Consider the following 22,308-nt stretch of genomic DNA (forward strand, 5'->3'; position numbering starts at 1 on the left):
CCCTCCGGAGCGGGGCTTCGTCCCAGCCCCCGGGCCGGGGCTTCGCTCCAGACCTCCGGAGCGGGCTTCCCAGGCCCCCCGGAGCGGGCTTCGTCCCAGGCCCCTGGGCCGGGTTTCGTCCCAGCCCCCCGGAGCGGGGCTCCGTCCCAGTCCCCCGGGCCGGGGCTTCGCCCCAGTCCCCCGGGCCGGGGCTTCGCCCCAGTCCCCCGGAGCGGGCTTCGCCCCAGACCCTCGGAGCGGGGCTTCGCCGCAGAGCCCGGGGTCCAGGGGCGGAGTCCCTGGTTTCGGGGAGGGGCGGGGAGGGGAAAGCCGCGGTCCGCCGGGCCCCCGTAGACCGGCGTCGCTTTCGCGGAGCGGGTCCTCGCCGGCGGGGTTCCTCAATTGATGGTCGCGGTCCCAGCGGGACTACTTGTAGACCACGACCTTGTCCCCGGCCTTCACCTTCTCGAAGAGGGCCGCGATCTTCTTCTTGTCGCGGACGTTCACACAGCCGTGTGAGGCGCCGCTGTAGCCGCGGGCGGCGAAGTCCGAGGAGTAGTGCACCGCCTGGCCGCCGCTGAAGAACATCGCGTAGGGCATCGGCGTGTGATAGATCGTCGAGACATGGTCCCGGCTCTTGAAGTTGACCTGGAACAGCCCCTCCCGGGTCGGGGTGTACTCCGAGCCGAAGCGCACATCCATCGCCGACACCACCCGGCCGTTGACCATCCAGGCCAGGGTGCGGCTGGTCTTGCTGATGCACAGCACCCGGCCGGTCAGGCACCGCGGATCCGGCTTGGCCAGCGGAAGGGTGGTCGGCGGGTAGAGCTCGTCGCGCGTGGGCGTCTTCGTCGCCGAGCGCAGTGAGGTCCAGGTGCGCCCGCTCACCGAGCCGGTGACCGCGAGGCCGTGGCCCCGCTGGTACGCGCTGACCGACGCCTGCGTGATCGTGCCGAAGTACCCCGTCGGGTTCCGGTGGAAGAGGCCGAGCGCGCGCAGCCGGGCCTGGAGCTCGCGCACCCGGTCCCCGCTGGTGCCGAAGGGGATCACCGGCGGGGCCACCCTCGGCGCGGTGCGCCGCGGCACGACGGGGGCCGTGGTGCGCGGCGGGCGCACCGCCACCCGCTTGGGCTTGGCTTTGTGGGTGTACGTGCGCCGCGGCCGGGGCGGCGTCTCCCGCGCGGGCGCGCTCGTACTGGCCCTTGCCTGGGGTCGCTCCTGCCCCCGGCCGTTCACGGTCGCCTCCCCCGGCCGGCACCCGGCGACGAGTGCCGCCGCCGTGGCCGTGGCCAGCGCGGTGCCGACCACCGCTGTCCGGTGCATCCGAACCCCTCCCCTGATCTTTTTGCTCTGAATGCTTCCCGGGGCTGCCAGGGGGCGAACATCGACGCATGCTGTGAACAAGGCCCCGTACCGGGAGAACGCCCGGTATCAGCCATCAGGAGGCGTGACCCATGGCGCGCGAGTCGGAGTCGGGATTCCCCGTCGAGCCGGTGTACGGGCCCGGCGCGCTCAGCGGCTGGGACCCGGCCGGGCGGCTGGGCGAGCCGGGGGAGTACCCCTTCACCCGCGGGGTCTATCCGACGATGTACACCGGCCGCCCCTGGACGATGCGGCAGTACGCGGGGTTCGGCACCGCCGCCGAGTCCAACGCCCGCTACCGGCAGTTGATCGAGCACGGCACCACCGGTCTTTCGGTGGCCTTCGACCTGCCGACCCAGATGGGCTACGACTCCGACGCGCCCCTCGCGCACGGCGAGGTCGGCAAGGTGGGCGTGGCCATCGACTCGGTCCAGGACATGCGGGTGCTGCTGGGCGGCATTCCGCTGGACCGGGTCTCGACGTCCATGACCATCAACGCGCCCGCGGCCCTGCTGCTGCTCCTCTACCAACTCGTGGCCGAGGAGCAGGGCGTGTCCGGGAGCCGGCTGACCGGCACCATCCAGAACGACATCCTCAAGGAGTACATCGCCCGCGGCACCTACATCTTTCCGCCCGTCCCCTCGCTGCGGCTGGTCGCGGACATCTTCAAGTACTGCAAGGCCGAGCTGCCCAAGTGGAACACCATCTCGATCTCCGGCTACCACATGGCGGAGGCCGGGGCCTCACCCGCGCAGGAGATCGCCTTCACCCTCGCCGACGGCATCGAGTACGTCCGTACGGCCGTCGCCGCGGGGATGGACATCGACGACTTCGCGCCCCGGCTCTCCTTCTTCTTCGTCTCCCGCACCACGCTGCTGGAGGAGGTCGCCAAGTTCCGGGCCGCGCGGCGGATCTGGGCGAGGGTGATGCGGGAGGAGTTCGGCGCCCGCGATCCGAAGTCCCAGATGCTGCGCTTCCACACCCAGACCGCGGGCGTCCAACTCACCGCCCAGCAGCCCGAGGTGAACCTCGTACGGGTGGCCGTCCAGGGCCTCGCCGCGGTGCTCGGCGGCACGCAGTCGCTGCACACCAACGCCTTCGACGAGGCCATCGCCCTCCCGACCGACACCTCCGCCCGGCTGGCGCTGCGCACCCAGCAGGTGCTGGCGCACGAGACCGATGTGACGGCCACCGTGGACCCCTTCGCGGGCTCCTACGCCATCGAGTCGCTGACCGACGCGGTCGAGGAGGCGGCCGTCGATCTGCTGCGGCGGGTCGAGGACCTGGGCGGCGCCGTGGCCGCCATCGAGCGGAACTTCCAGAAGGAGGAGATCGAGCGGAACGCCTACCGGATCGCCCGGGAGACGGACGAGGGGACACGGGTGGTGGTCGGCGTCAACCGCTTCCAGTGGGCGGAGGAGGCGCCGTACGAGCCGCTGCGGGTGGACCCGGAGATCGAGGCCCGGCAGCGCGACCGGCTCACCCGGCTGCGCGCCGAGCGCGACCGGTCGGCGGTGAGCGCGGCGCTGTCCTCCCTGCGGAAGGCCGCCGAGAGCGAGCCGGGCACGGCCACGGCCAATGTGCTCTACCCGATGAAGGACGCGCTCGCGGCGCGGGCCACGCTCGGGGAGGTCTGTGACGCGCTGCGGGAGGTGTGGGGGGCGTACAAGCCGGTGGACGCGTTCTGAGCAAGCGGTTCGGGCTGCCGAGCGGCCGGACTGCTGGGTTGCCGGGTCGCACCGGCTGGGCTGGGCGGCGGGCGCCGGGGCGTCGGGGCGTCGGCCCGGAGCCGTTGTCGGAGGGCTGGGCGACACTGGACCCATGTCGTCGTCACCCCGCCGCACCTGCCCGGTCTGCACCCGAGAGATCGCGGTCGTCGGCGGGCGCTTCGCCCGCCATGACCCGCCTGGGCGGCGCTCCGCGTACGAGCTGATCTCCTGCCCCGGCTCGCGGCGGATCGCGCCGCTGCTCACGACTCCGCCAAAGCTGTTCGGCGAGGAAGAGCCCCCGACGCCGGGCCAGCAGGCCCTGTTCTAGCCCGCGCCCAGCAGCCGCGAGGCGATCGTCACCCCCGGGCTCGCCTCCGTCAGCGCCCCCATCAGCTGGTCGCCGGCCGCCTTCAGCGCCGTGTCGTCCATCGGGCCCAGCGCGTCCAGGACGAACATCGCCCGGGTGGTGTCATGCGTGAGCCGGGTGCGGGTGCACTGGCGCCAGTTCCAGCGGCGGCAGGTGGCGCCCGTGTCGTCCCGCCACACCACCTCGCCGGGCGCCGGGTGCTCGATCACGGGCTCGCCCCCGGCCGTCGTCTCGAAGGTCTCGTCGCCCTCGGCGCGCACCAGCCGGGCCGCGCCCACGTAGTGGTCGAGGTCCTCGCCGCCGAGCGGGATCACATGGCCGACCGAGATCGCGTTGTAGATGTCGGTCAGCCGGTCCACCCGGGGCAGCCCGGCGGACAGCCGCCGCAGCAGGGCCTCCGCGCTGGGCCGGGTGCGCTGCGGCTTCGCGCCGAAGGCGCGGAACGCCTCGCGCCAGGCGGCCAGATGCGGATGCTCCTCCACCGGCCCGTCCCCGAACCGCTCCCGCGCCGCCGACTCGGCGTCGGCCAGGAGCCGCTCGCTCAGCTCGTCGCTGGGCCCGGGAAGCAGCCCCTCGGCGGTGATGAGGAGCGCCCGGTAGTCGGGGCGCAGGGCGAGTACGGCGGGGTCGATGGTGGCGGATTCCAGCCAGGCTGCGGCGTCGAACGTCATGTGGTCCACTATGGCATACGGTGCGGTGCAGTGCGCTGTACGGCTTCGGGGGCCATCCCCACCCGGGAGACGGCGGTTGCCCCGATGGTGGCGTAGCGCCGGAAGCGGAACGCTCTGCGCATGACCACACATACTTCCGACTCCGGCCCGCGCCGCCGGACCCTGCTGGCCGCCGGCGTCCTCGCCGCCTCAGGGGTGGGGGCGGCGCAGCAGAGGGCGGTCGCCGCCCCGGCCGCGCGGCGGGTGCGGCTGACGCTGCCCGCGCCCACCGGGCCGTACCCCGTGGGCACGGTCTCCCACCGCCTCGTCGATCACGACCGGCCCGATCCCTGGGTCGCCTCCCGGCCGTCGCGTGAGCTGATGGTCAGCGTCCGCTATCCGGCCAGGGACGTCGAGCGGTATCCGCGCGCCGCGCAGATGTCGCCGGGCGAGGCGGCCGGTTTCGACCGGCTGAACAACTTCGGGGGCGTGCCGCGGGGCAGCGTCGACTGGGCGGCGACCCGCACCTTCGCGCACCAGGGGGCTCCGCCCGCGAGGGCGCGCCGGGGCGCCGCGGACCCGGTGGCGCTCCCGGTGGCACAGCCGGTGGTGCTCTACTCGCCCGGCGTCGGCGACCCGCGCTCGCTGGGCACCACGCTCACCGATGAGCTGGCCTCGCGCGGGTATGTCGTGATCTGCGTCGACCACACCTACGACACGTCGGCGGTCGAGTTCCCGGACGGCCGGGTCGAGACCAGCCGGCTGCCGGAGGAGTACGAGCGGGCCGAGCGCGAGGGCACGGTCGTCGAACTGCTGCGGAAGACCTGTGCGGTGCGGGTGGCGGATCTTCGCTTCGTTCTCGACCGGCTGGAGGCGATCGTCCCGACACCGCTCGCCCCGTCCGCCATCGGCGCGTTCGGGCAGTCGGCGGGCGGCTTCGCGGCCCTTCAGGCGATGCACGACGACCGGCGAATCGCGGCGGCCGCGAATCTGGACGGGCTGCTGGCCTACGTCCAGGAGGATCACGACCCCGGCCCCCTCTCCACGGTCGCCGCGGACGGTGTGGACCGCCCCGTGCTGCTCATGGGCAAGGACGGAAACGACCATCACACCGTGCCGTCGTGGGGTGCGCTGTGGGAGCACGGCTCGGGTCCGCGCCTCGATCTGACGCTGCTCGGTTCGGGCCATGCGACCTACACCGACGCCACCTCGATGCTGCCTCGGATCGCCGCTCGGCTGGGCCTGCCGAAGGAGATGGTGACCGGGACGATCGGCACGGTCGCCCCCGAGCGGGCGGTGGCCGTCCAGCGCGCGTATGTCTCGGCGTTCTTCGACCGCGAGCTGCGCCACCGCGATGACGACGGTCTGTTGGACGGGCCGTCGGCCCGCTACCCGGAGGTGCGATTCGTCGACTGAGCCCGGCGTCCGGGCCGGGGGCCTAGAACAGCCCGAGCTGTGAGGTGAGCAATGCGAGGACGACGACCAGCGACCAACCGAGCAGATGCTCCAACAGGTGGTCCTCGCCATCGGAGGGGCCCCCTGTGCGGGCGTGGAGGCCGGTGCGGCGCGCCGCGATGTCGGTCATGCGGGTGTCCTCTGTGCTCAGCGATGATCGTGATGCAAGTGATGTAAGCGATGTAAGCGATGCACGTGATGAAAAGGGTCATCACCGTTGCCCAGGGTGCGCCGAGCGGCCACCTGGGGTAAAGGGGGAGTGGCCGAACTCACCCGAGGAGGTCCACGGTGACCAGCGTCATTCCCAAGGGTCTGGGCGAGCAGATCCGCGCCCTGGCCGGGGGCGAGGTGACCTCCCGTGCGCTGGTCGAGCAGTCGCTCCAGCGCATCGCCGAGACCCAGCCCACGCTCAACGCGTTCCGCCGCGTCCGCGCCGAGGCCGCCCTGCGCGAGGCCGCCGAGGCGGATCGGCGGCTGGCGGCGGGGGAGCGGCTGCCGCTGCTCGGCGTCCCGCTCGCGGTCAAGGACGACACGGACGTCGCGGGCGAGCCCACCGCCTTCGGCTGCTGCGGCGACTTCCCCGCCAAGGCCGAGGACGGTGAGGCGGTACGGCGGCTGAAGGCGGCCGGGGCCGTGATCGTCGGCAAGACCAACACCCCCGAGCTGGGCCAGTGGCCGTTCACCGAGGGCCCCGCCTTCGGCGACACCCGCAACCCCTGGAACCCGGAGCACACCCCCGGCGGCTCATCCGGCGGCGGCGCGGCCGCCGTCGCCGCCGGTCTGGTCCCCGCCGCGCTCGGCTCGGACGGCGCGGGCTCGGTCCGCATCCCCGCCGCCTGGACCCACCTCATCGGCATCAAGCCCCAGCGCGGCCGGATCTCCACCTGGCCGGACGCCGAGGCGTTCAACGGCATCACCTGCAACGGCCCGCTGGCCCGTACGGTCGCCGACGCGGCGCTGCTGCTGCATGTCGCGACCGGCAACTGCGAGGGGGATCTGCACTGCCCCGAGCCGGTGGACGTGCTGTCCGCGGTGGGCCGCGACCCGGGGCGGCTGCGGATCGCCCTGTCGTTCAAGACGGCCTTCACCGGCACCCCGAAGAGGCTGGACCCGGTGGTGCGGGCCGCCATCGTCCGGCTCGCCGAGCGCCTTGCGGCCCTCGGCCACGAGGTGGTGGAGGCCGAACCGCGCTACGGGCTCGTGGGTTTCTCCTTCCTGCCCCGCGCCACGGCCGGGCTCACCGAATGGTCCGGCCGCGTCCCCGATCCGCTGCTGCTGGACATCCGCACCCGCGGCGCCGTCCGCAACGGCCGGCTGCTGGGCGGCGCCGCGCTGCGGTGGGCGCGGTCGTACGAGGAGCCGCTGCGGCGCCAGATCGGGGCGATCTTCGAGCGCTTCGACGTCGTCCTCTCCCCGACGACGGCCACACCGCCGCTGCGGATCGGCGCCATGGCCGGTCTGTCCGGGTGGCGTACGGACCGGGCCATGATCGCGGCGTGCCCGTACGCCTGGCCGTGGAACGTCCTGGGCTGGCCCGCGATGAACGTCCCCGCCGGGTTCGCCGACCCCGCCGCAACCCTGCCCCTGGGCGCCCAGCTCCTGGGCCCGGCCAACAGCGAGCCTGTGCTCATCTCGCTGGCGTCCCAGTTGGAGGCCGACCAGCGGTGGTACGAGCGCTGGCCGTCCGCCCACCACGCGTAACCCGGCGCGGCAGCCGGCCCGGCCCGCGCGGCCCCGCCGCACCGACGGCGCCGCACACATATGTGGCCAATCTTTCGCTCCCCGACCGTTTCGGTGCACTGGGCGACCGGTTCCGTCTAACTTTGCAGGAGATCATCACCTACGTACCTACCCTCACGAACTCCCGTCAGGAGCCAGCTCCTTGTCCGAGCACGAGCCGACCCACAGCACGGCAGCCGATGTCGCGCGGCGTATGGACACCACCAAGCCGCACTCCGCCCGCTTCTGGAACTACTTCGTGGGCGGCAAGGACAACTACGAGGCCGACCGCGAGGTCGGTGACAAGATCAAGGAGATCTTCCCGGGCCTGGCCGACGTGGCCGTGACCAGCCGTCACTTCCTCTCCCGCGCCATCACCTGCCTCGCCGCCGAGCACGGCGTACGCCAGTTCCTCGACATCGGCACCGGGCTGCCCACCGCTGACAACACCCACGAGGTCGCGCAGCGCGTCGCGCCGGACGCGCGCATCGTGTACGTCGACAACGACCCGCTGGTCCTGGTGCACGCCCGCACCCTGCTGAGCAGCACCCCCGAGGGCGCCACCGACTATCTCGACGCGGATCTCCACGACCCCGACGCCGTACTCCGGGCGGCGGCCGGAACGCTGGACTTCACCCAACCGGTCGCCCTGGTCCTGCTCAACGTCCTCGGCCACGTCGCCGACCACGCCGAGGCCCGTTCCCTGGTGAACCGCCTGATGGCCGGTCTGCCGTCCGGCAGCTACCTGGTGATCGGCGACTCCACCGCCACCAGCGAGGGCATGATCGCGGCCTCCGCGACGTACAACGCGAGCGGTGCGGTCCCGTACTACGTCCGCCCGGTCGACGAGATCGCCGCGTTCTTCGACGGGCTCGACGTGCTGGAGCCCGGCATCGTCCGGATCACGCGGTGGCGGCCGGGGCCTGACGCGGCGAGCGGCACGGCCCCCGACGTCGACGCGTACGGGGGCGTGGGCCGCAAGCCCTGACGAAGCCGATCGAACTCGACCGACCCCGACCGCTTCAGCGTGCCGCATCGCGGCTCACTCCACGCCGGACCTCAGCAGGTCGCGGAGGAGGAGATGCGGATCCCGGTCAGCGTCCCGGTGAAGTTGGTGCTGTACTCCGGGGGGAGGCACACGGTCGTGCCCGTGTTGTAACGGATGTAGGCGACGTCGTCGTGACGGGTGTTGGTGACGGTGATGGGCGAGCTGGCCGTGCCGGTCGGCTTGGACGGCAGGGACTGGAAACCAGAGGTGACGTCCTGGAACTGGCCGATCCTGACGCCGTCCTTGAACAGACACACATAGGGATACGCGCAGCTCGCCGCGGCACTCGCGGGGGCGGCGGCGGTCGTGGGGGCGGCGGGGACGGCGACCGCCGTTCCCGCCGAGGCGGCGAGGATCCCGGTGGCCGCTGCCGCGGCCCACGCGACTCGTCTGAGAGGCTTACGTGATGCCTTCATCTCTCCTCCTTGATCGGTGTCCGGTCGGTGATGACGTGGCTCAACTGCAGGTCGCGGACGAGGAGATGCGAATGCCCGTCAGGACGTAGCCCGAAATCGCGAGACTGTCGTTCGGAGCGACGCAGGCCTTCGATCCGTTGGCGTAACGGATGTAGGCGACGTCGTCGTGTCGGGTGTTGATGATGGTGACGTTGCTCGGTCTGGACGGCAGGTCCTGGTAGCCCGAGGTGACGTCCTGGAACCGCCCGATGATGACCCCGTCGGAGATCCGCTGGATGCACACGTACGGGTAGGCGCAGCTCGCGGTGGTGGCGGCGGGCGCGGCGGAGACCGGCCCGGTGCCCAGCGCGACGGTGGTTCCGAGTACGGCGGTGGCGCAGACAGCGCGCGCGAGTGTTCGCGCAGATCTCATGATCCCCCCTTTTGCGCGTCGCCTCACGGAGCGACGCTCGGCAACAACCGCCGTGAGATTAGGGACGGAACCCGGACGTCAGGAGCATGAATCAGGTCAACATGGGCCCTCGCGGTGGGGTCACCAGGGGCGCGACGGCACGCGGCTCGGTCTGCAATGGTGACGAACACGCCGAAGGCGAGGCCGAGTGGCTGCGGAGCGATCAGCCGGTGGGTCGCCGTGGGTGGGGGCCGGTGGGTCTTTCCCCTCCCCGCCCCTTCCCGAATCTGGGGCTCCGCCCCAGCCCCCGGGCTGGGCACGCCTCAGGCCCCCGGCGGGAGCTCTGTTCAGCCCCCGGGGTCCAGGGGCGGAGCCCATGGTTTCGGGAAGGGGCGGGGAGGGGAACAGCCCGCCGCAGGCGTCACGGCTCGTCGGGCCCCTAGTTGTTGCTGGCGTAGGTGACGAACGCGGTCCAGGCGGTGGGGGTGACGGTGAGGTGGGGGCCGTTGGGGTTCTTGGAGTCGCGGATGTGGATGGTGGAGGGGGTGGGGGCCGATACCTCTACGCATGAAGGCCCGTCGTCGGTGCTGTAGCTGCTCTTCTTCCAGGCGACCTCAACGCACTCAGGGCCGTCGTTGCTGCTGTAGCTGCTCTTGGTCCACTCATTGGGCTTGAGGGTCATGTCTCTCCCCGCAGTTTCTCGATGAAGGCCAGAGACTCACACGGCGTGAGGGCCTGCGCCCGGATGATCCCATACCGAATGTCAAGGATCTGGACCTCTTTGGGGTCGAAGATCAGTCGGTTGGACAACTGGGCTTCCCAGTGCCCCACGGTCGTACCGTCGTTGAGCTTGAGCAGCTGAAGCTGCCCGCCCATTCCGGCATGGTCCTCGAGATTCGTAGGCATCACCTGGATCTCGACGTGCCTCAACTGGCCAAGTTCCAATAGGTGTTCGAGCTGGCGGCGCAGAACCATTCTGCCCCCGAGCGGGCGCCTCAGCGTCACCTCTTCCTGGACGAATGTCAGCGTCGTCGCAGGCCGTCGATCGAAGATCTCCTGTCGGGCCATTCGTGCCGCCACGTGCTGCTCGACCTTGTCCTCCGAGTACGAGGGGCGTCGCATGTCGTACAGCGCACGGGCGTACTCCGGCGTCTGCAATAACCCGTGCATGTTGTGGTTGCCGTACGCGCCCAACTCGACGGCTTCCGCTTCCAACTTCGCCAGGTCCCGGACCTTCTTCGGGTAGCGAGCCTCCGCCACGTCCTTCCTCATTGCGGCGATCTTGCCGCCCGCCTCCAACACCCGATCCGCGTTGTCCAGGAACTCCGGGCTGGGGATGCGCCGAGCCCGCTCGACGGCCGAAACTTGCTCCTCTCCGTAACCGATCGCCGCCCCCAGCTCCGCCTGCTTCAGCCCGGCCGCTTCCCGCCACAACTTGATCTGGCGGCCGACCGTCCTCAGGACCGCGCCGCTTTCCTCATCCTCCATACGGGTCCACCTCCCACCCGACGCCAGCGGACAGGCCCGGACCATTGCCGGACAGTCACTGCCCGTATCGACGTCGCTACTTTTCAGCCTATTCGTGCGCGGCCACGCTGAGTGACGTGAAGCAACAAATCACTCGAACCGACACTTCCGTTTCGCACTTCACCGTCCTGCTCTCGGCCACCCGCAAGGGCGCCCGCCTGGCATGACTCCTCGGGACGGAGCGCATTCGCTCCTGGGGGCTGCCGCATGAGACGGCGGCGCTGATCATCGCGGAGCTGGCCGCGAACGCCGCGCTGCACGGCCGCGTACCGGGGCGGAACTTCCGGCTGACACTCACCGTCACCGGGCCCACGCTCCGTATCGAGGTGCGGGACCCGCGCGTCGAACGCCTGCCGACCGTGCGCCCGGCCCCCGAGCCCGATGCGCCGCGCGAGTGCGGGCACGGGCTGCTGCTGGTCGAGGAGTTGGCCGACCGGTGGGGCGTCGTGCCCGAGCTGATCGGCAAGACGGTGTGGGCCGAGATCGGGACCTAGCGCGGCGTGGGTTCGCGGAGGCCGTCGAGGAGGAGGCGCGCCACGGACTGGGCGCCGTCCTCCCAGCCGGGGCGGTCGTGGCCGGTGCAGATGCCGCCCATGGCCTGGAAGACCGTCTCGGGGGTGACGTCCGTACGGATCTCCCCGGCCGTGGCGGCGGCGGTCATGATCGTGGCGATGGCGTCGATCATCTCCGCCCTGGTCTGGGTGAAGACCGGGGAGCCGGTGTTCATGACCGCCTCCAGCGCGACGGCCATGCCCTGGCTGGCCGCCGAGTGTGCGATGAGCTGCCGCAGGAACGCGCGGAGCGCGTCGTACGGCGTGAGCTCGGCCAGTAGGCGCGGCGCCGTGCCGCACAGGTCCTCCACCCGCTGCCGGTAGACGGCCTCGATGAGGGCCTCGCGGGTGGCGAAGTGGCGGTAGAGCGTGCCGACGCCGACCCCGGCCCGGCGGGCGATCTCCTCGATGCGGATGTCCAGTTCACCGGCCTCGAAGGCGTCGCGCGCCGCCGTGATGAGGGAGTCGCGGTTGCGGGCGGCGTGTGCGCGCAGGGGCTTGTCCTTGCCGGTGGTGTCCACGGTGCCAGCATACCGGAATCTGCTTCCGGTATGCTTACCGGAATCAGATTCCAGTTTCAGGTTTCAGGAGGGGCGAGGAAAGATGCGCTACACGACCTTCGGTCGAAGGACCGGCCTGCGGGTATCCGAGTACGCACTCGGCACCGCGAACTTCACCACCACGGACCGCGAGCAGTACCGGGCGGTCTTCGACGCGTTCGCCGAGGCGGGCGGCACGTTCCTCGACAGCGCCGACCGCTACCAGGGCGGGGCGTCCGAAACCCTGCTCGGCGAGCTGCTCGCCACGGATCGCGACCACTTCGTCCTGGCCACGAAGTACAGCGCGGGCGGCGGCGAGCGCCCCGGGATCGGCGCGACCGGCAACAGCCGTAAGACCATGGTCCGGTCGCTGGAGGCGAGCCTGAGAAGGCTCGGCACGGACTATGTCGACGTCTACTGGGCGCATATGCCCGACGCGATCACCCCCGTGGAGGAGATCGCCACGGCCTTCGACGACATGATCCGGGCGGGGAAGATCCTGCACGGCGGGCTGTCCAACTTCCCCGCCTGGCGGGTGGCGTCGGCGGTCACGGCGGCCGAACGGCTCGGCAGGACGCCGATCATCGGCGTACAGGTCGAGTACAGCCTCGCCGAACGCACCGCCGACCGCGAACTTCTCCCCATGGCCGAGGCGTTCGGCCTCGGCGCCGCGCTGTACGCGCCGCTCGGGGGCGGCATGCTGACCGGCAAATACCGCGCCGGGGAGGAGGGGCGGCTGACCCGCCGGGGGGTGGGGGTGCGGGCCGAGGACGGCGGCCAGAAGACCGCCGTCCTGGACACGGTGCTGGCCATCGCGGCCGAGACCGGGGCCTCGGCCGCGCAGGTCTCCGTGGCCTGGCTGCGCGCCCACGCGGCCCGCGCCGCCACGGCCTTCATCCCCGTCATCGGCCCCCGTACGAGCGCGCAACTGACGGAGTACCTGGGCGCGTTGGACCTGACCCTGACCGAGGACCAGTACACCCGCCTGGCCGAGGTCAGCGCCGTCTCCCTCGGCAACCCCCACGAAACGGCCGCCGCAGCCCGCGAGGCCGCCCTCGGCGGCGACGTGGATCGGGTGGCGGCGCCGAGGGTACCGGTGATCTGAGCCGCCGGGGATCTGGGCGGGGTCGTGGGCTGACCGACGTGGGATGGCGCGGCGCCGTCTCGCGCCTTCGGCGCATTTGAGCATGGGCAGGGGGTGGGGGGGCGCGGGCCTCGCCGGCATCCGTCGGGCCGGTGCGGTGTCGAGACCGTGGCGGCACCCGCGCCCGGTGGCTTGGCCCGGTGCCGGGCTGCGGGGGCGTCGCCTGGAGACCGGCCGGTTATCTCGCGGACGCCGAGGTGCGGCCGGTGGCGGCACCTGTGCCCGGAGGCCGCTCCCGGTGCCGGGCTGCCGGAGGTGCCTCCTGGAAATCGCTTGATGTAGTAGTTGCGTCAGATCAAGCGATTTCGGAGGGGGTATTCAGGGGTCGGGGGCCGAGTGCGACGTCAGGACCACCGAAACGCCGTTGGGCGCGGTCGGGCGTCGCACTCGTCGGGATCATGGCCCCCAACTGCCCGCAGTCGTCCGCCACCCAGATCGACATCGACGACGACGCCCTCGCGGAGGCCATGCGGCTGTCCGGTGCCAAGATCAAGAAGGAGATGGTCAACATCGCCCTCCGCGAGTACGCCGAGCGCCGGGCGCGCACCGAGGCGCGTCTGCGCCACCTGGAGCAGGCGCAGCAGTGGGATGAGGAAGGGTTCTGGCAGCGTCACGCGGCCGAGAAGGGTGGCTCTGAGCGTACGGAGAAGGGTGCGGCCTGACCGTGATCCGTTACCTCGCCGACTCCACGGCCGTCTGGCGTCTCCAGTGTGACCGCAAGCTCAACGATCTCTGGGGTCATGAGCTGGACGAGGGGGCCATCGGCTCGTGCGCTCCGCAGCGCCCCGCTGAGATCGGAACCGCCCTCGGGCAGGCTCAGGGCGCGGGCGGCCAGTTGTGCAGCGCCACGTCGGCCACTTTCTGCAACTCCTCCCGCGTGGCACCGCTGGCCGCTTGGACGGCCATGCCGTGCGCTACGGCCATGAGGTAGCGGGCGAGCACATCGGGATCGGTGTCCGGTGGCAGGTCGCCCTCGTCGACGGCCCGCCGGAACCGGTCGCCGAGGCGGGCCGTGCCTTCGTTGCGCCAGGCGATGAGGGCGTCGCGGGCGCTGCGTCCGGGGTCGCCGGCGGCGAGGGAGCCCTGGACGCCCAGGCATCCGGCGGGGCAGCCGGGGCGGGTGTTGGCCCGGACGGAGCCGTGGAGGAACGCGGTGGCCACCTGCTGGGCGGTCGGTTCCCGCATGGCCCGGTCCGCGTACGCGGCGGGGCCCTCGGAGTAGCGCTCCAGGGCCTTGCGGAACAGGTCCTCCTTGTTGCCGAAGGCCGCGTACATGCTGGTGCGGGTGATGCCCATGGCGCTGGTCAGGTCGGTGAGGCTGGCGCCTTCGTAGCCCTGCTCCCAGAAGACCCGCATGGCGCGCTCAAGGGCCTCGTCGGCGTCGAACCCCCTCGGGCGGCCGATCGGTGCCTGTTGCCGCGTCGTCATGCCGTCCAGGATACCTCTTCAGTACCGATCGGTTCAGAAGTGCGCTACGCTCGCTTTCAGTACCGATCGGTACCGAAATCTTGGGAGGTTATTGGCATGGGACAGCTTGAGGGCAAGACCGCCGTCATCACCGGCGGCAGCACCGGGATCGGTCTGGCCGCCGCCGTACGGCTGGCGGCCGAGGGTGCGCACGTGTTCATCACCGGACGGCGGAAGGCCGAGCTGGACGCGGCCGTCGAGGCCATCGGCCCGGCGGCCGCCACCGCGGTGGCGGGTGACATCTCCGACCTGGCCGACCTGGACCGGCTCTACGACGCCGTCCGCGCCCGGGGCCGGGGTCTGGACGTGGTCTTCGCGAACGCGGCGGCCGCCTCGTTCGCGACACTGGAGGAGGTCACCGAGGAACACTTCGACCGGACCTTCGCCGTCAATGTGCGGGGCACGCTGTTCACCGTGCAGAAGGCGCTGCCGCTGCTCAACGACGGCGCCTCGGTGATCCTGAACGCTTCCACCGCCGCGGACAACGGCACGGAGGCGTTCGGCGCGTACGCGGCGTCGAAGGCCGCGATCCGGTCCTTCGCGCGGACCTGGGCCAACGAACTCAAGGGTCGCGGCATCCGGGTCAACGCGGTCTCGCCGGGCCCGATCGACACGCCGGCAATCACGGGCATCGCCCCCGAGGGCAAAGCGGACGACTTCAAGGCACACCTCGCCACGACCACCGCGATCGGCCGGATGGGGCGCCCGGAGGAGGTCGCCGGGCTGGTGGCGTTCCTCGCCTCCGAGCAGAGCAGCTTCATCCTCGGCGCCAACTTCTACGTCGACGGGGGCGAGAACCAGATCTGACCCGGGCGCACCGGCCGCCCTCGGGCGGCTCAGGGCGTGTACCCGGGGGGTGTCCTCAGGGCGCCAGGATGTCCAGCTCCCGCAGCGCGCCCACGGTGATCTCCTTCGTATAGCGCTCCGCCGCCTCCGCGTCGCCCGCGCGGACCGCTTCGGCCACGCGGACGTGGAGGGTGACCGCCTCCGGGTCGGGGTCGCTGAACATGACGCGGTGCTGGGTGCGGCCGGTGAGGACCTCCGCGACGACGTCGCCGAGGCGGGCGAACATCTCATTGCCCGAGGCGCGCAGGATCACGCGGTGGAAGGCCACGTCGTGGACCAGGTACGCGGGGAGCTGCTGGCCGCGCGACGTGGCCACCATATTGAGCGCGTGCTCGGTGAGCTCGGCGCACTGCTCCGGTGTGGCGTGCTCGGCGGCCAGCCCGGCGGCGGCGGGCTCGATGGCCGAGCGCAGGGCGGTGAGGGAGCGGAGCTGGCGGGGGCGGTCGGGGCCGGCCAGGCGCCAGCGGATGACCTGGGGGTCGAAGACGTCCCACTCCTCGGTGGGGCGCACCGTCACCCCGACCCGGCGGCGGGACTCCACCAGGTGCATGGACTCCAGGACCCGCACCGCCTCCCGGACGACCGTGCGGGAGACGTCGTAACGCCGCTCCAGTTCGTCCGTGCGTAGCACCGTGCCGGGCGGGTAGTCGCCCGCGGTGATCGCGGGGCCGAGGGATTCCAGGACGCGGTCGTGCAGCCCCCGGCCCCTGGGCCTCTGGCCACGGCCCTCGGGCCCCTGTTCGTCCATGCGCTCAGACTACGCGGCCACCAGCCCATCAAATAAGTATGACTTTTACGTCACGGACTCTTGAATACGTCGTATCTGTGGGGTTGAGTGTCCGGCGGCGCCGAGGTCGAGGAAGACAGCGAGGTTTTCACACAATGCACGCCCCCCAGGTTGTCGTGGTCATGGGAGTGTCCGGAACGGGCAAGACCACGATCGGCCCCCTGCTGGCAGAGGAGCTCGGCGTCCCGTACGCCGAGGCCGACGACTTCCACCCGCCGGCCAACATCGCCAAGATGTCGGCCGGGACCCCGCTGGACGACGACGACCGACGCCCCTGGCTGGACGCCATCGGTGCCTGGGCCCACGCCCACTCCGAGGGCGGGGGAGTGGTGAGCTGCTCCGCGCTCAAGCGGATGTACCGCGACCGGCTGCGGTCCGCCGCCCCCGGCATCGTCTTCCTCCATCTGACCGGCGACCGTGAGCTGATCGCCGAGCGGATGAAGGAGCGCAAGGGCCACTTCTTCTCCGGGGACCTGCTCGACTCCCAGCTCGCCACGCTCGAACCGCTCCAGCCGGACGAGTACGGCGTCGCCGTGGACGTCTCCCCCGAACCCGAGGCCATCACCGAGCGGGCCGCCGCCGAACTGCGGCGGCTCGAACACCAGTAACGCACGTTAGGAAACCCGCCGTGACCAGACTCAGCGCCGAGATGCTGGCAGCGGACACCGTCGACCCGATCACGTCGGCCGGTCACGCACAGCTCGGCATAGCCGTCCTCGTCGGCATAGCCGTCCTCGTCCTCCTCATCACCAAGACCAAGCTGCACGCGTTTCTGTCGCTGACGATCGGCTCACTGGCGCTCGGCGCCGTCGCGGGAGCCCCGCTCGACAAGGTCATCACCAGCTTCTCGGCCGGTCTCGGGTCGACCGTCGCGGGCGTCGGCGTGCTGATCGCCCTCGGGGCGATCCTCGGCAAGCTGCTCGCCGACTCCGGCGGCGCCGACCAGATCGTCGACACGATCCTCGCCAGGGCGAACAACCGGACGATGCCCTGGGCCATGGTGCTGATCGCGGGGATCATCGGGCTGCCGCTCTTCTTCGAGGTCGGCATGGTGCTGATGATCCCGGTGGTGCTGCTGGTCGCCAAGCGCGGCAACCTCTCCCTGATGCGGATCGGCATCCCGGCGCTCGCGGGCCTGTCCGTGATGCACGGCCTGGTGCCGCCGCACCCCGGCCCGCTCGCCGCGATCGACGCGGTCCACGCGGACCTGGGGATCACCCTGGCGCTCGGCGTCCTCATCGCCGTCCCCACCGCGATCATCGCGGGCCCGGTCTTCTCGCGCGTCGCCGACCGCTGGGTGGACGTCACCCCGCCGGAGCGGCTGATGCCCACGCGCCCGTCGGAGGAGCTGGAGCGGCGCCCCGGGTTCGGCGTCACCGTGTTCACCGTGCTGCTGCCGGTCGTGCTGATGCTGATCAAGGCGCTGGTCGACATCGTGGTGGACGACCCGGAGAACGGCGTCCAGCGGGTCGCCGACGTCATCGGCAACCCCCTGATCGCGCTGCTGGCGGCGGTGATCGTGGGCATGTTCACGCTGGGCCGCCCTGCGGGCTTCACCCGGGACCGGATCTCCTCCACCGTTGAGCACTCGCTCGCCCCGATCGCCGGGATGCTGCTGATCGTCGCCGCGGGCGGCGGTTTCAAGCAGACCCTCATCGACATCGGCGTCGGCAAGATGATCATGGACATCTCGGAGAACTGGAACGTCTCCGCGCTGCTCCTCGCCTGGCTGATCGCGGTCGCGATCCGGCTGGCCACCGGCTCGGCGACCGTTGCCACGATCTCGGCCGCCGGGCTGATGACGCCGCTGGCCGCCGACATGTCCAGCACGCATGTGGCGCTGCTGGTGCTGTCCATCGGCGCCGGGTCGCTCTTCTTCAGCCATGTCAACGACGCGGGATTCTGGCTGGTCAAGGAGTACTTCGGGATGAGCGTCGGGCAGACGGTGCGGACCTGGTCGGTGATGGAGACGATCATCTCCGTCGTCGGGCTCGTCTTCGTCCTGCTGCTGTCACTGGTGATCTAGAGCCGAGCAGAGAATCGCCGAGCAGAGAATAGGGATGCGCACGCCATGACGACACATCCGCTCTTCGACATCGCGGGCCGCACCGCGCTGGTCACCGGCTCCAGCCGGGGCATCGGCCACGCCCTCGCGCGGGGGCTGGTGGAGGCCGGCTGCACGGTGGTGCTCAACGGGCGCGATCCGCAGGCCCTGGAGAAGGCCGCCGCCGACCTCGGCGGCGCCGGCGCGGGGGTTGCGGAGGGCGCGGGAGTTGCGAGGGTGCACACCGCCGCGTTCGACGTGACCGACGGCCCGGCCGTCGCCGCCGGTATCGCCGATGTCGAGGAGCGGGTGGGCCCGCTCGACATCCTGGTCAACAACGCCGGGATGCAGAACCGGGCGCCGCTGCTGGAGTTCACCGACGACGCCTGGCGGCAGATCCTGGACACCAACCTCACCAGCGCCTTCCTGGTGGGCCGGGAGGCCGCCCGGCGAATGACCGCACGCGGCCACGGCAAGATCGTCAACATCTGTTCCCTGCAGAGCGAGGTGGTCCGCCCCGGCATCGCGCCCTACGCGGCGACCAAGGGCGCGCTGAAGATGCTCACCAAGGGCATGTGCGCGGACTGGGGCCGGTACGGAATCCAGGTCAACGGGCTCGGCCCCGGCTACATCGAGACCGAGCTGACCCGGCCACTGGTCGAGGACGAGGAATTCAGCGCCTGGGTGCGCGGGCGGACCCCGGCCGGGCGCTGGGGCCGCACCGAGGACCTGATCGGGGCGCTGCTGTATCTCGCGTCCCCGGCGGCGGACTTCGTGAGCGGACAGGTGCTGTACGTAGACGGCGGCATGACGAGCGTGTTGTGAACGCTGGGATACCAGGTGAGCTTGAGGAGGCTGGCCGGATGGTGCTGGGCTGTGTGATCCACGGACAGGGTGATCTGCGGGTCGAGGAACTCCCGGAGCCGGAACCGGCGCCCGGGCAGGCGCTCGTGGCGATCCGCTACGGCGGGATCTGCGGATCGGATCTCCACTACCACCGGCACGGTGGGGTGGGCGACTTCCGGCTCCAGGAGCCGATGGTGCTGGGGCACGAGGTCGTGGGCACGGTGGTGGCGTACGGCGAGGGCGCGACCGGGCCCGCGGTCGGCACCCCGGTCGCCGTGCACCCGGCGACGCCGTGCGAGGTGTGCCCGGAGTGCGCCGACGGCCGCGCCAACGTCTGCCGCGACACCCGCTACCTGGGCAGCGCCGCGCGCTTCCCCCATGTCCAGGGCGGCTTCGCCTCCCGGATCACCGTCCCGGCGGCGCAGTTGCGCGCCCTGCCGGAGGGGCTGGATTCGCGCCGGGCGGCGCTCGCCGAACCGCTGTCCGTGGCGCTGCACGCGGTGCGGCGGGCGGGCGCGGTGAAGGGCCGCCATGTGCTGGTCACCGGCGCCGGCCCGATCGGCTGCCTGACCATCGCGGCAGCCCGCGCGGCGGGCGCGGCGTCCATCACGGCGACCGATCTGCTGCCGCGTGCCTTGGAGTTCGCGGCGGCGGCCGGGGCGACCGCGTGCGTACGGGCCGACGACCCGGACGACCCCAACTGGCCCTCGGACGAGCTGGACGTCGCCATCGAGGCATCCGGCGTGGCCGCCGGGCTCGACACCTGCCTGCGCCGGGTGCGGCGCGGCGGCGTGGTGGTGCAACTGGGCATGCTGCCCCCGGGGCAGAGCCCGTTCGCGGGAAACGTACTGGTCAGCCGGGAGATCGAGCTGCGGGGCGCGTTGCGCTTCCACGCCGAGTTCAACGATGCCCTGCGGCTGCTGGCCGCTGAGCCGTCGTTCGACGCGCTGATCAGCGGGGTGCGGCCGGTGGGGGAGGCGGCGGAGGCGTTCGCCTTGGCCGCCGACCGCAGCCAGTCCTGCAAGGTCCTGCTGGACTTCGGCCAGTGAGCTGGTCCGGGGACGCGTGAGCGGGAGCGGCACACCACGGTCCGCCCGGAGCCGGGGATGTCCGGGCCGGCCTGGCGCGGGCCGACCCGGACGTCAGGATCAGGCGAGGTCGAACCGGTCGAGGTTCATCACCTTGTCCCACGCCGCGACGAAGTCGTTCACGAACTTCTCCTTCGCGTCATCGCTCGCGTAGACCTCCGCGAGCGCGCGCAGCTCCGAGTTCGACCCGAAGACAAGGTCGGCACGGCTACCGGTCCACCTGACCTGCCCCGAGGCGTCGCGGCCCTCGAACGTGTTCGCGTCCTCGGACGTCGCACTCCACGTCGTGCCCAGGTCGAGCAGGTTGACGAAGAAGTCGTTGGTCAGCGAGCCGGGGGTCGTGGTGAGGACACCGAGCCGCGTCTGCCGGTGGTTCGCGCCCAGCACGCGGAGGCCCCCGACGAGGACCGTCATCTCGGGGGCGCTCAGGGTGAGCAGGTTCGCCTTGTCGAGCAGCAGGTACTCGGCGGGCAGCCGGTTGCCCTTTCCAAGGTAGTTGCGGAACCCGTCGGCGGTCGGCTCGAGCGCGGCGAACGACTCCACATCGGTCTGCTCCTGCGACGCGTCCACGCGACCCGGCGTGAAGGGGACCTCGACCTCGAAGCCCGCCTCCTTGGCGGCCCGTTCGACGGCAGCACCGCCGGCGAGCACGATCAGGTCGGCGAGCGAGACCCGCTTGCCGCCGCCCTGGGCGGCGTTGAAGGACTGCTGGATCCCCTCGAGAGCGCGCAGCACCGGCGCCAGCTGGTCGGGGTCGTTGACCTCCCACCCGTTCTGCGGCTCAAGGCGGATGCGCGCGCCGTTGGCGCCGCCGCGCTTGTCGCTGCCGCGGAAGGACGAGGCCGACGCCCACGCGGCGGACACGAGCTGGGACACCGACAGGTCCTGGCTGAGGACCTGGCTCTTGAGGGAGGCGATGTCCTCGGCGTCGATGAGCTCGTGCGTCACCTCGGGGAGCGGGTCCTGCCAGATCAGCGTCTCGGACGGGACCTCCGGGCCGAGGTAGCGCACGACCGGGCCCATGTCGCGGTGGGTCAGCTTGAACCACGCCCGCGCGAAGGCGTCCGCGAACTCCTCGGGGTTCTCCAGGAAGCGCCGCGAGATCTGCTCGTACGCCGGGTCGAACCGGAGCGAGAGGTCGGTCGTCAGCATCGTCGGAGCGTGGCTCTTCGACGGGTCGTGGGCGTCGGGGATGGTGCCCGCCCCGGCGCCGTCCTTCGCCACCCACTGGTGCGCGCCGGCGGGGCTCGACGTGAGCTCCCACTCGTAACCGAACAGGTTCTGGAAGAAGCTGTTGCTCCACTGGGTCGGCGTGCTGGTCCAGGTGACCTCGAGGCCACTGGTGATCGCGTCGCCGCCCTTGCCGGTGCCGAAGGAGTTCTGCCAGCCGAGGCCCTGCGCCTCGATCGGGGCGGCCTCGGGGTCGGGGCCGACGTTCTCCGCCGGGCCCGCGCCGTGGGTCTTGCCGAAGGTGTGGCCGCCCGCGATCAGGGCGACCGTCTCCTCGTCGTTCATCGCCATCCGGCGGAAGGTCTCGCGGATGTCGCGGGCCGCGGCGATCGGGTCCGGGGTGCCGTTCGGGCCCTCCGGGTTGACGTAGATGAGACCCATCTGGACCGCGCCGAGGGGGTTCTCCAGCTCCCGGTCGCCGGTGTAGCGCTCGTCGCCGAGCCAGGTGGTCTCGGGACCCCAGTACACGTCCTCGTCGGGCTCCCAGACGTCCTCACGGCCGCCGGCGAAACCGAAGGTCTCGAAGCCCATCGACTCCAGGGCGACGTTGCCGGTGAGGATCAGGAGGTCGGCCCAGGAGATGCGCTGGCCGTATTTCTTCTTGACCGGCCACAGCAGACGGCGGGCCTTGTCGAGGTTCCCGTTGTCCGGCCAGCTGTTGAGGGGGGCGAAGCGCTGCTGACCCGCGCCGGCGCCGCCGCGGCCGTCGCTGATCCGGTAGGTGCCCGCGCTGTGCCACGCCATCCGGATCATTAACGGGCCGTAGTGGCCGAAGTCGGCGGGCCACCAGTCCTGCGAGGTCGTCAGCACCTCGGCGATGTCCCGCTTCACCGCCGGCAAGTCGAGGGTCTTGAACGCCTCGGCATAGTCGAACTCCTCGCCGAGGGGGTTGGCCACGGCAGGGTTCTTGGCGAGGATCTTCAGGTTGAGCCGCTCCGGCCACCACTGGCGGTTGCCGCCGCCCTGAGTCGGGTGCGGCGCGCGCCCGTGCGTGACCGGGCAGCCACCTCCTCCCTCCGTCTTCGCGTCGGTGACGATTGCGTCATGGTTCTCGGACATGGGAATCCTTCCGGACTGGGCGGATCACGGTGCTCAGGAACTGCGGGCGGTGAAACCAGCGGAACAGCGTCGCCGAGCCCGGCG

Annotated in this window: 24 protein-coding genes; 13 read left to right on the forward strand and 11 right to left on the reverse strand. The window is 71.4% G+C overall.

The genetic code is table 11. The features are described from left to right. Positions 1–405: 405 nt before the first annotated feature. Positions 406–1,302: a L,D-transpeptidase family protein gene (locus tag ACZ6TD_RS27480; protein ID WP_471342412.1), complete on the reverse strand. Its 897-nt coding sequence runs from the start codon at positions 1,300–1,302 to the stop codon at positions 406–408. A gap of 131 nt (positions 1,303–1,433) precedes the next feature. Here ACZ6TD_RS27480 and ACZ6TD_RS27485 point away from each other — a divergent pair, with 131 nt between their 5' ends. Next, positions 1,434–3,029 (forward strand): acyl-CoA mutase large subunit family protein, encoded by a 1,596-nt coding sequence (locus tag ACZ6TD_RS27485; RefSeq protein ID WP_471342414.1) that lies wholly within the window; start codon positions 1,434–1,436, stop codon positions 3,027–3,029. A gap of 133 nt (positions 3,030–3,162) precedes the next feature. Beyond that, the gene (locus ACZ6TD_RS27490) at positions 3,163–3,378 is read left to right on the forward strand and encodes a hypothetical protein (RefSeq protein WP_037953453.1); all 216 of its coding nucleotides are present in this window, start codon (positions 3,163–3,165) and stop codon (positions 3,376–3,378) included. Here the strand turns inward: ACZ6TD_RS27490 and ACZ6TD_RS27495 are convergent. Beyond that, positions 3,375–4,088 (reverse strand): B3/B4 domain-containing protein, encoded by a 714-nt coding sequence (locus tag ACZ6TD_RS27495; protein ID WP_471342416.1) that lies wholly within the window; start codon positions 4,086–4,088, stop codon positions 3,375–3,377. The genes ACZ6TD_RS27490 and ACZ6TD_RS27495 overlap by 4 nt on opposite strands. Before the next feature lie 120 nt (positions 4,089–4,208). On the opposite strand from ACZ6TD_RS27495, the gene ACZ6TD_RS27500 reads away from it, so the two are divergent. Further along, positions 4,209–5,483, forward strand: a complete 1,275-nt coding sequence (locus ACZ6TD_RS27500) for an alpha/beta hydrolase family protein (protein ID WP_471342417.1) — start codon at positions 4,209–4,211, stop codon at positions 5,481–5,483. A gap of 22 nt (positions 5,484–5,505) precedes the next feature. Here ACZ6TD_RS27500 and ACZ6TD_RS27505 read toward each other — a convergent pair whose 3' ends face one another. Beyond that, positions 5,506–5,652, reverse strand: a complete 147-nt coding sequence (locus ACZ6TD_RS27505) for an SCO1431 family membrane protein (protein WP_471342418.1) — start codon at positions 5,650–5,652, stop codon at positions 5,506–5,508. A 158-nt stretch (positions 5,653–5,810) separates the two neighbouring features. Here ACZ6TD_RS27505 and ACZ6TD_RS27510 point away from each other — a divergent pair, with 158 nt between their 5' ends. Both ACZ6TD_RS27510 and ACZ6TD_RS27515 read left to right on the forward strand, forming a co-directional pair. Beyond that, the gene (locus ACZ6TD_RS27510) at positions 5,811–7,223 is read left to right on the forward strand and encodes an amidase (protein WP_471342420.1); all 1,413 of its coding nucleotides are present in this window, start codon (positions 5,811–5,813) and stop codon (positions 7,221–7,223) included. 232 nt (positions 7,224–7,455) lie between these two features. Beyond that, positions 7,456–8,229 carry an SAM-dependent methyltransferase gene (locus tag ACZ6TD_RS27515; protein ID WP_471358079.1) on the forward strand — a complete coding sequence of 258 codons (774 nt, stop codon included), beginning with the start codon at positions 7,456–7,458 and terminating at the stop codon, positions 8,227–8,229. Positions 8,230–8,300: 71 nt separating this feature from the next. Here the strand turns inward: ACZ6TD_RS27515 and ACZ6TD_RS27520 are convergent, their stop codons facing one another. From ACZ6TD_RS27520 to ACZ6TD_RS27535, 4 genes are all read right to left on the reverse strand, one after another. After that, on the reverse strand, positions 8,301–8,705 hold the full coding sequence (locus ACZ6TD_RS27520; protein WP_381316612.1) for a hypothetical protein: 405 nt from the start codon (positions 8,703–8,705) through the stop codon (positions 8,301–8,303). A 40-nt stretch (positions 8,706–8,745) separates the two neighbouring features. After that, the gene (locus ACZ6TD_RS27525; protein ID WP_471342421.1) at positions 8,746–9,117 is read right to left on the reverse strand and encodes a hypothetical protein; all 372 of its coding nucleotides are present in this window, start codon (positions 9,115–9,117) and stop codon (positions 8,746–8,748) included. Positions 9,118–9,535: 418 nt separating this feature from the next. Beyond that, a complete protein-coding gene (locus ACZ6TD_RS27530; RefSeq protein WP_471342422.1) occupies positions 9,536–9,778 on the reverse strand; it encodes a DUF397 domain-containing protein in 243 nt (80 codons plus the stop codon). Continuing rightward, a complete protein-coding gene (locus ACZ6TD_RS27535; protein ID WP_471342424.1) occupies positions 9,775–10,584 on the reverse strand; it encodes a helix-turn-helix domain-containing protein in 810 nt (269 codons plus the stop codon). Before ACZ6TD_RS27535 ends, ACZ6TD_RS27530 begins: the two co-directional genes overlap by 4 nt. Before the next feature lie 224 nt (positions 10,585–10,808). On the opposite strand from ACZ6TD_RS27535, the gene ACZ6TD_RS27540 reads away from it, so the two are divergent. Further along, positions 10,809–11,117, forward strand: coding sequence for an ATP-binding protein (locus ACZ6TD_RS27540; RefSeq protein WP_471358082.1), 309 nt, complete (start codon positions 10,809–10,811; stop codon positions 11,115–11,117). On the opposite strand, the gene ACZ6TD_RS27545 is transcribed toward ACZ6TD_RS27540, so the two are convergent. Further along, the gene (locus tag ACZ6TD_RS27545) at positions 11,114–11,695 is read right to left on the reverse strand and encodes a TetR/AcrR family transcriptional regulator (RefSeq protein WP_471342426.1); all 582 of its coding nucleotides are present in this window, start codon (positions 11,693–11,695) and stop codon (positions 11,114–11,116) included. The genes ACZ6TD_RS27540 and ACZ6TD_RS27545 overlap by 4 nt on opposite strands. Before the next feature lie 82 nt (positions 11,696–11,777). Between ACZ6TD_RS27545 and ACZ6TD_RS27550 the strand changes: the two genes are divergently transcribed. Both ACZ6TD_RS27550 and ACZ6TD_RS27555 read left to right on the forward strand, forming a co-directional pair. Further along, a complete protein-coding gene (locus ACZ6TD_RS27550; RefSeq protein WP_471342427.1) occupies positions 11,778–12,818 on the forward strand; it encodes an aldo/keto reductase in 1,041 nt (346 codons plus the stop codon). Between the two features lie 437 nt (positions 12,819–13,255). After that, complete coding sequence (locus ACZ6TD_RS27555; protein ID WP_471342428.1) at positions 13,256–13,519, forward strand: type II toxin-antitoxin system VapB family antitoxin; 264 nt, start codon at positions 13,256–13,258, stop codon at positions 13,517–13,519. A gap of 154 nt (positions 13,520–13,673) precedes the next feature. On the opposite strand, the gene ACZ6TD_RS27560 is transcribed toward ACZ6TD_RS27555, so the two are convergent. Beyond that, complete coding sequence (locus ACZ6TD_RS27560) at positions 13,674–14,285, reverse strand: TetR/AcrR family transcriptional regulator (protein WP_471342430.1); 612 nt, start codon at positions 14,283–14,285, stop codon at positions 13,674–13,676. A 96-nt stretch (positions 14,286–14,381) separates the two neighbouring features. On the opposite strand from ACZ6TD_RS27560, the gene ACZ6TD_RS27565 reads away from it, so the two are divergent. Next, on the forward strand, positions 14,382–15,131 hold the full coding sequence (locus ACZ6TD_RS27565; RefSeq protein ID WP_471342431.1) for an SDR family NAD(P)-dependent oxidoreductase: 750 nt from the start codon (positions 14,382–14,384) through the stop codon (positions 15,129–15,131). A 55-nt stretch (positions 15,132–15,186) separates the two neighbouring features. On the opposite strand, the gene ACZ6TD_RS27570 is transcribed toward ACZ6TD_RS27565, so the two are convergent. Then, entirely contained in the window at positions 15,187–15,918 is a 732-nt protein-coding gene (locus tag ACZ6TD_RS27570) for a FadR/GntR family transcriptional regulator (protein WP_137978339.1), read from the reverse strand. 134 nt (positions 15,919–16,052) lie between these two features. Here ACZ6TD_RS27570 and ACZ6TD_RS27575 point away from each other — a divergent pair, with 134 nt between their 5' ends. From ACZ6TD_RS27575 to ACZ6TD_RS27590, 4 genes are read left to right on the forward strand one after another with little or no spacing between them, the layout of a single operon-like run. Further along, positions 16,053–16,565 (forward strand): gluconokinase, encoded by a 513-nt coding sequence (locus tag ACZ6TD_RS27575; protein ID WP_471342432.1) that lies wholly within the window; start codon positions 16,053–16,055, stop codon positions 16,563–16,565. Positions 16,566–16,585: 20 nt separating this feature from the next. Then, complete coding sequence (locus ACZ6TD_RS27580; RefSeq protein ID WP_471342434.1) at positions 16,586–17,983, forward strand: GntT/GntP/DsdX family permease; 1,398 nt, start codon at positions 16,586–16,588, stop codon at positions 17,981–17,983. A 45-nt stretch (positions 17,984–18,028) separates the two neighbouring features. Next, positions 18,029–18,826, forward strand: coding sequence for an SDR family oxidoreductase (locus ACZ6TD_RS27585; protein ID WP_471342435.1), 798 nt, complete (start codon positions 18,029–18,031; stop codon positions 18,824–18,826). Positions 18,827–18,864: 38 nt separating this feature from the next. Continuing rightward, a complete protein-coding gene (locus tag ACZ6TD_RS27590) occupies positions 18,865–19,896 on the forward strand; it encodes an L-idonate 5-dehydrogenase (protein WP_471342437.1) in 1,032 nt (343 codons plus the stop codon). 99 nt (positions 19,897–19,995) lie between these two features. Here ACZ6TD_RS27590 and katG read toward each other — a convergent pair whose 3' ends face one another. Further along, positions 19,996–22,224 (reverse strand): catalase/peroxidase HPI, encoded by a 2,229-nt coding sequence (gene katG / locus ACZ6TD_RS27595; protein ID WP_471342439.1) that lies wholly within the window; start codon positions 22,222–22,224, stop codon positions 19,996–19,998. Positions 22,225–22,308: the final 84 nt, after the last annotated feature.

Source organism: Streptomyces yongxingensis (genome assembly GCF_055597465.1).

Coding starts and splice junctions, on each gene's coding strand:
- ACZ6TD_RS27480 (WP_471342412.1), bottom strand. CDS start 1,302: ATGCACCGGACAGCGGTGGTCGGCACCGCGCTGGCCACGGCCACGGCG.
- ACZ6TD_RS27485 (WP_471342414.1), top strand. CDS start 1,434: ATGGCGCGCGAGTCGGAGTCGGGATTCCCCGTCGAGCCGGTGTACGGG.
- ACZ6TD_RS27490 (WP_037953453.1), top strand. CDS start 3,163: ATGTCGTCGTCACCCCGCCGCACCTGCCCGGTCTGCACCCGAGAGATC.
- ACZ6TD_RS27495 (WP_471342416.1), bottom strand. CDS start 4,088: ATGACGTTCGACGCCGCAGCCTGGCTGGAATCCGCCACCATCGACCCC.
- ACZ6TD_RS27500 (WP_471342417.1), top strand. CDS start 4,209: ATGACCACACATACTTCCGACTCCGGCCCGCGCCGCCGGACCCTGCTG.
- ACZ6TD_RS27505 (WP_471342418.1), bottom strand. CDS start 5,652: ATGACCGACATCGCGGCGCGCCGCACCGGCCTCCACGCCCGCACAGGG.
- ACZ6TD_RS27515 (WP_471358079.1), top strand. CDS start 7,456: ATGGACACCACCAAGCCGCACTCCGCCCGCTTCTGGAACTACTTCGTG.
- ACZ6TD_RS27520 (WP_381316612.1), bottom strand. CDS start 8,705: ATGAAGGCATCACGTAAGCCTCTCAGACGAGTCGCGTGGGCCGCGGCA.
- ACZ6TD_RS27525 (WP_471342421.1), bottom strand. CDS start 9,117: ATGAGATCTGCGCGAACACTCGCGCGCGCTGTCTGCGCCACCGCCGTA.
- ACZ6TD_RS27530 (WP_471342422.1), bottom strand. CDS start 9,778: ATGACCCTCAAGCCCAATGAGTGGACCAAGAGCAGCTACAGCAGCAAC.
- ACZ6TD_RS27535 (WP_471342424.1), bottom strand. CDS start 10,584: ATGGAGGATGAGGAAAGCGGCGCGGTCCTGAGGACGGTCGGCCGCCAG.
- ACZ6TD_RS27550 (WP_471342427.1), top strand. CDS start 11,778: ATGCGCTACACGACCTTCGGTCGAAGGACCGGCCTGCGGGTATCCGAG.
- ACZ6TD_RS27555 (WP_471342428.1), top strand. CDS start 13,256: ATGGCCCCCAACTGCCCGCAGTCGTCCGCCACCCAGATCGACATCGAC.
- ACZ6TD_RS27560 (WP_471342430.1), bottom strand. CDS start 14,285: ATGACGACGCGGCAACAGGCACCGATCGGCCGCCCGAGGGGGTTCGAC.
- ACZ6TD_RS27565 (WP_471342431.1), top strand. CDS start 14,382: ATGGGACAGCTTGAGGGCAAGACCGCCGTCATCACCGGCGGCAGCACC.
- ACZ6TD_RS27570 (WP_137978339.1), bottom strand. CDS start 15,918: ATGGACGAACAGGGGCCCGAGGGCCGTGGCCAGAGGCCCAGGGGCCGG.
- ACZ6TD_RS27575 (WP_471342432.1), top strand. CDS start 16,053: ATGCACGCCCCCCAGGTTGTCGTGGTCATGGGAGTGTCCGGAACGGGC.
- ACZ6TD_RS27585 (WP_471342435.1), top strand. CDS start 18,029: ATGACGACACATCCGCTCTTCGACATCGCGGGCCGCACCGCGCTGGTC.
- ACZ6TD_RS27590 (WP_471342437.1), top strand. CDS start 18,865: ATGGTGCTGGGCTGTGTGATCCACGGACAGGGTGATCTGCGGGTCGAG.
- katG (WP_471342439.1), bottom strand. CDS start 22,224: ATGTCCGAGAACCATGACGCAATCGTCACCGACGCGAAGACGGAGGGA.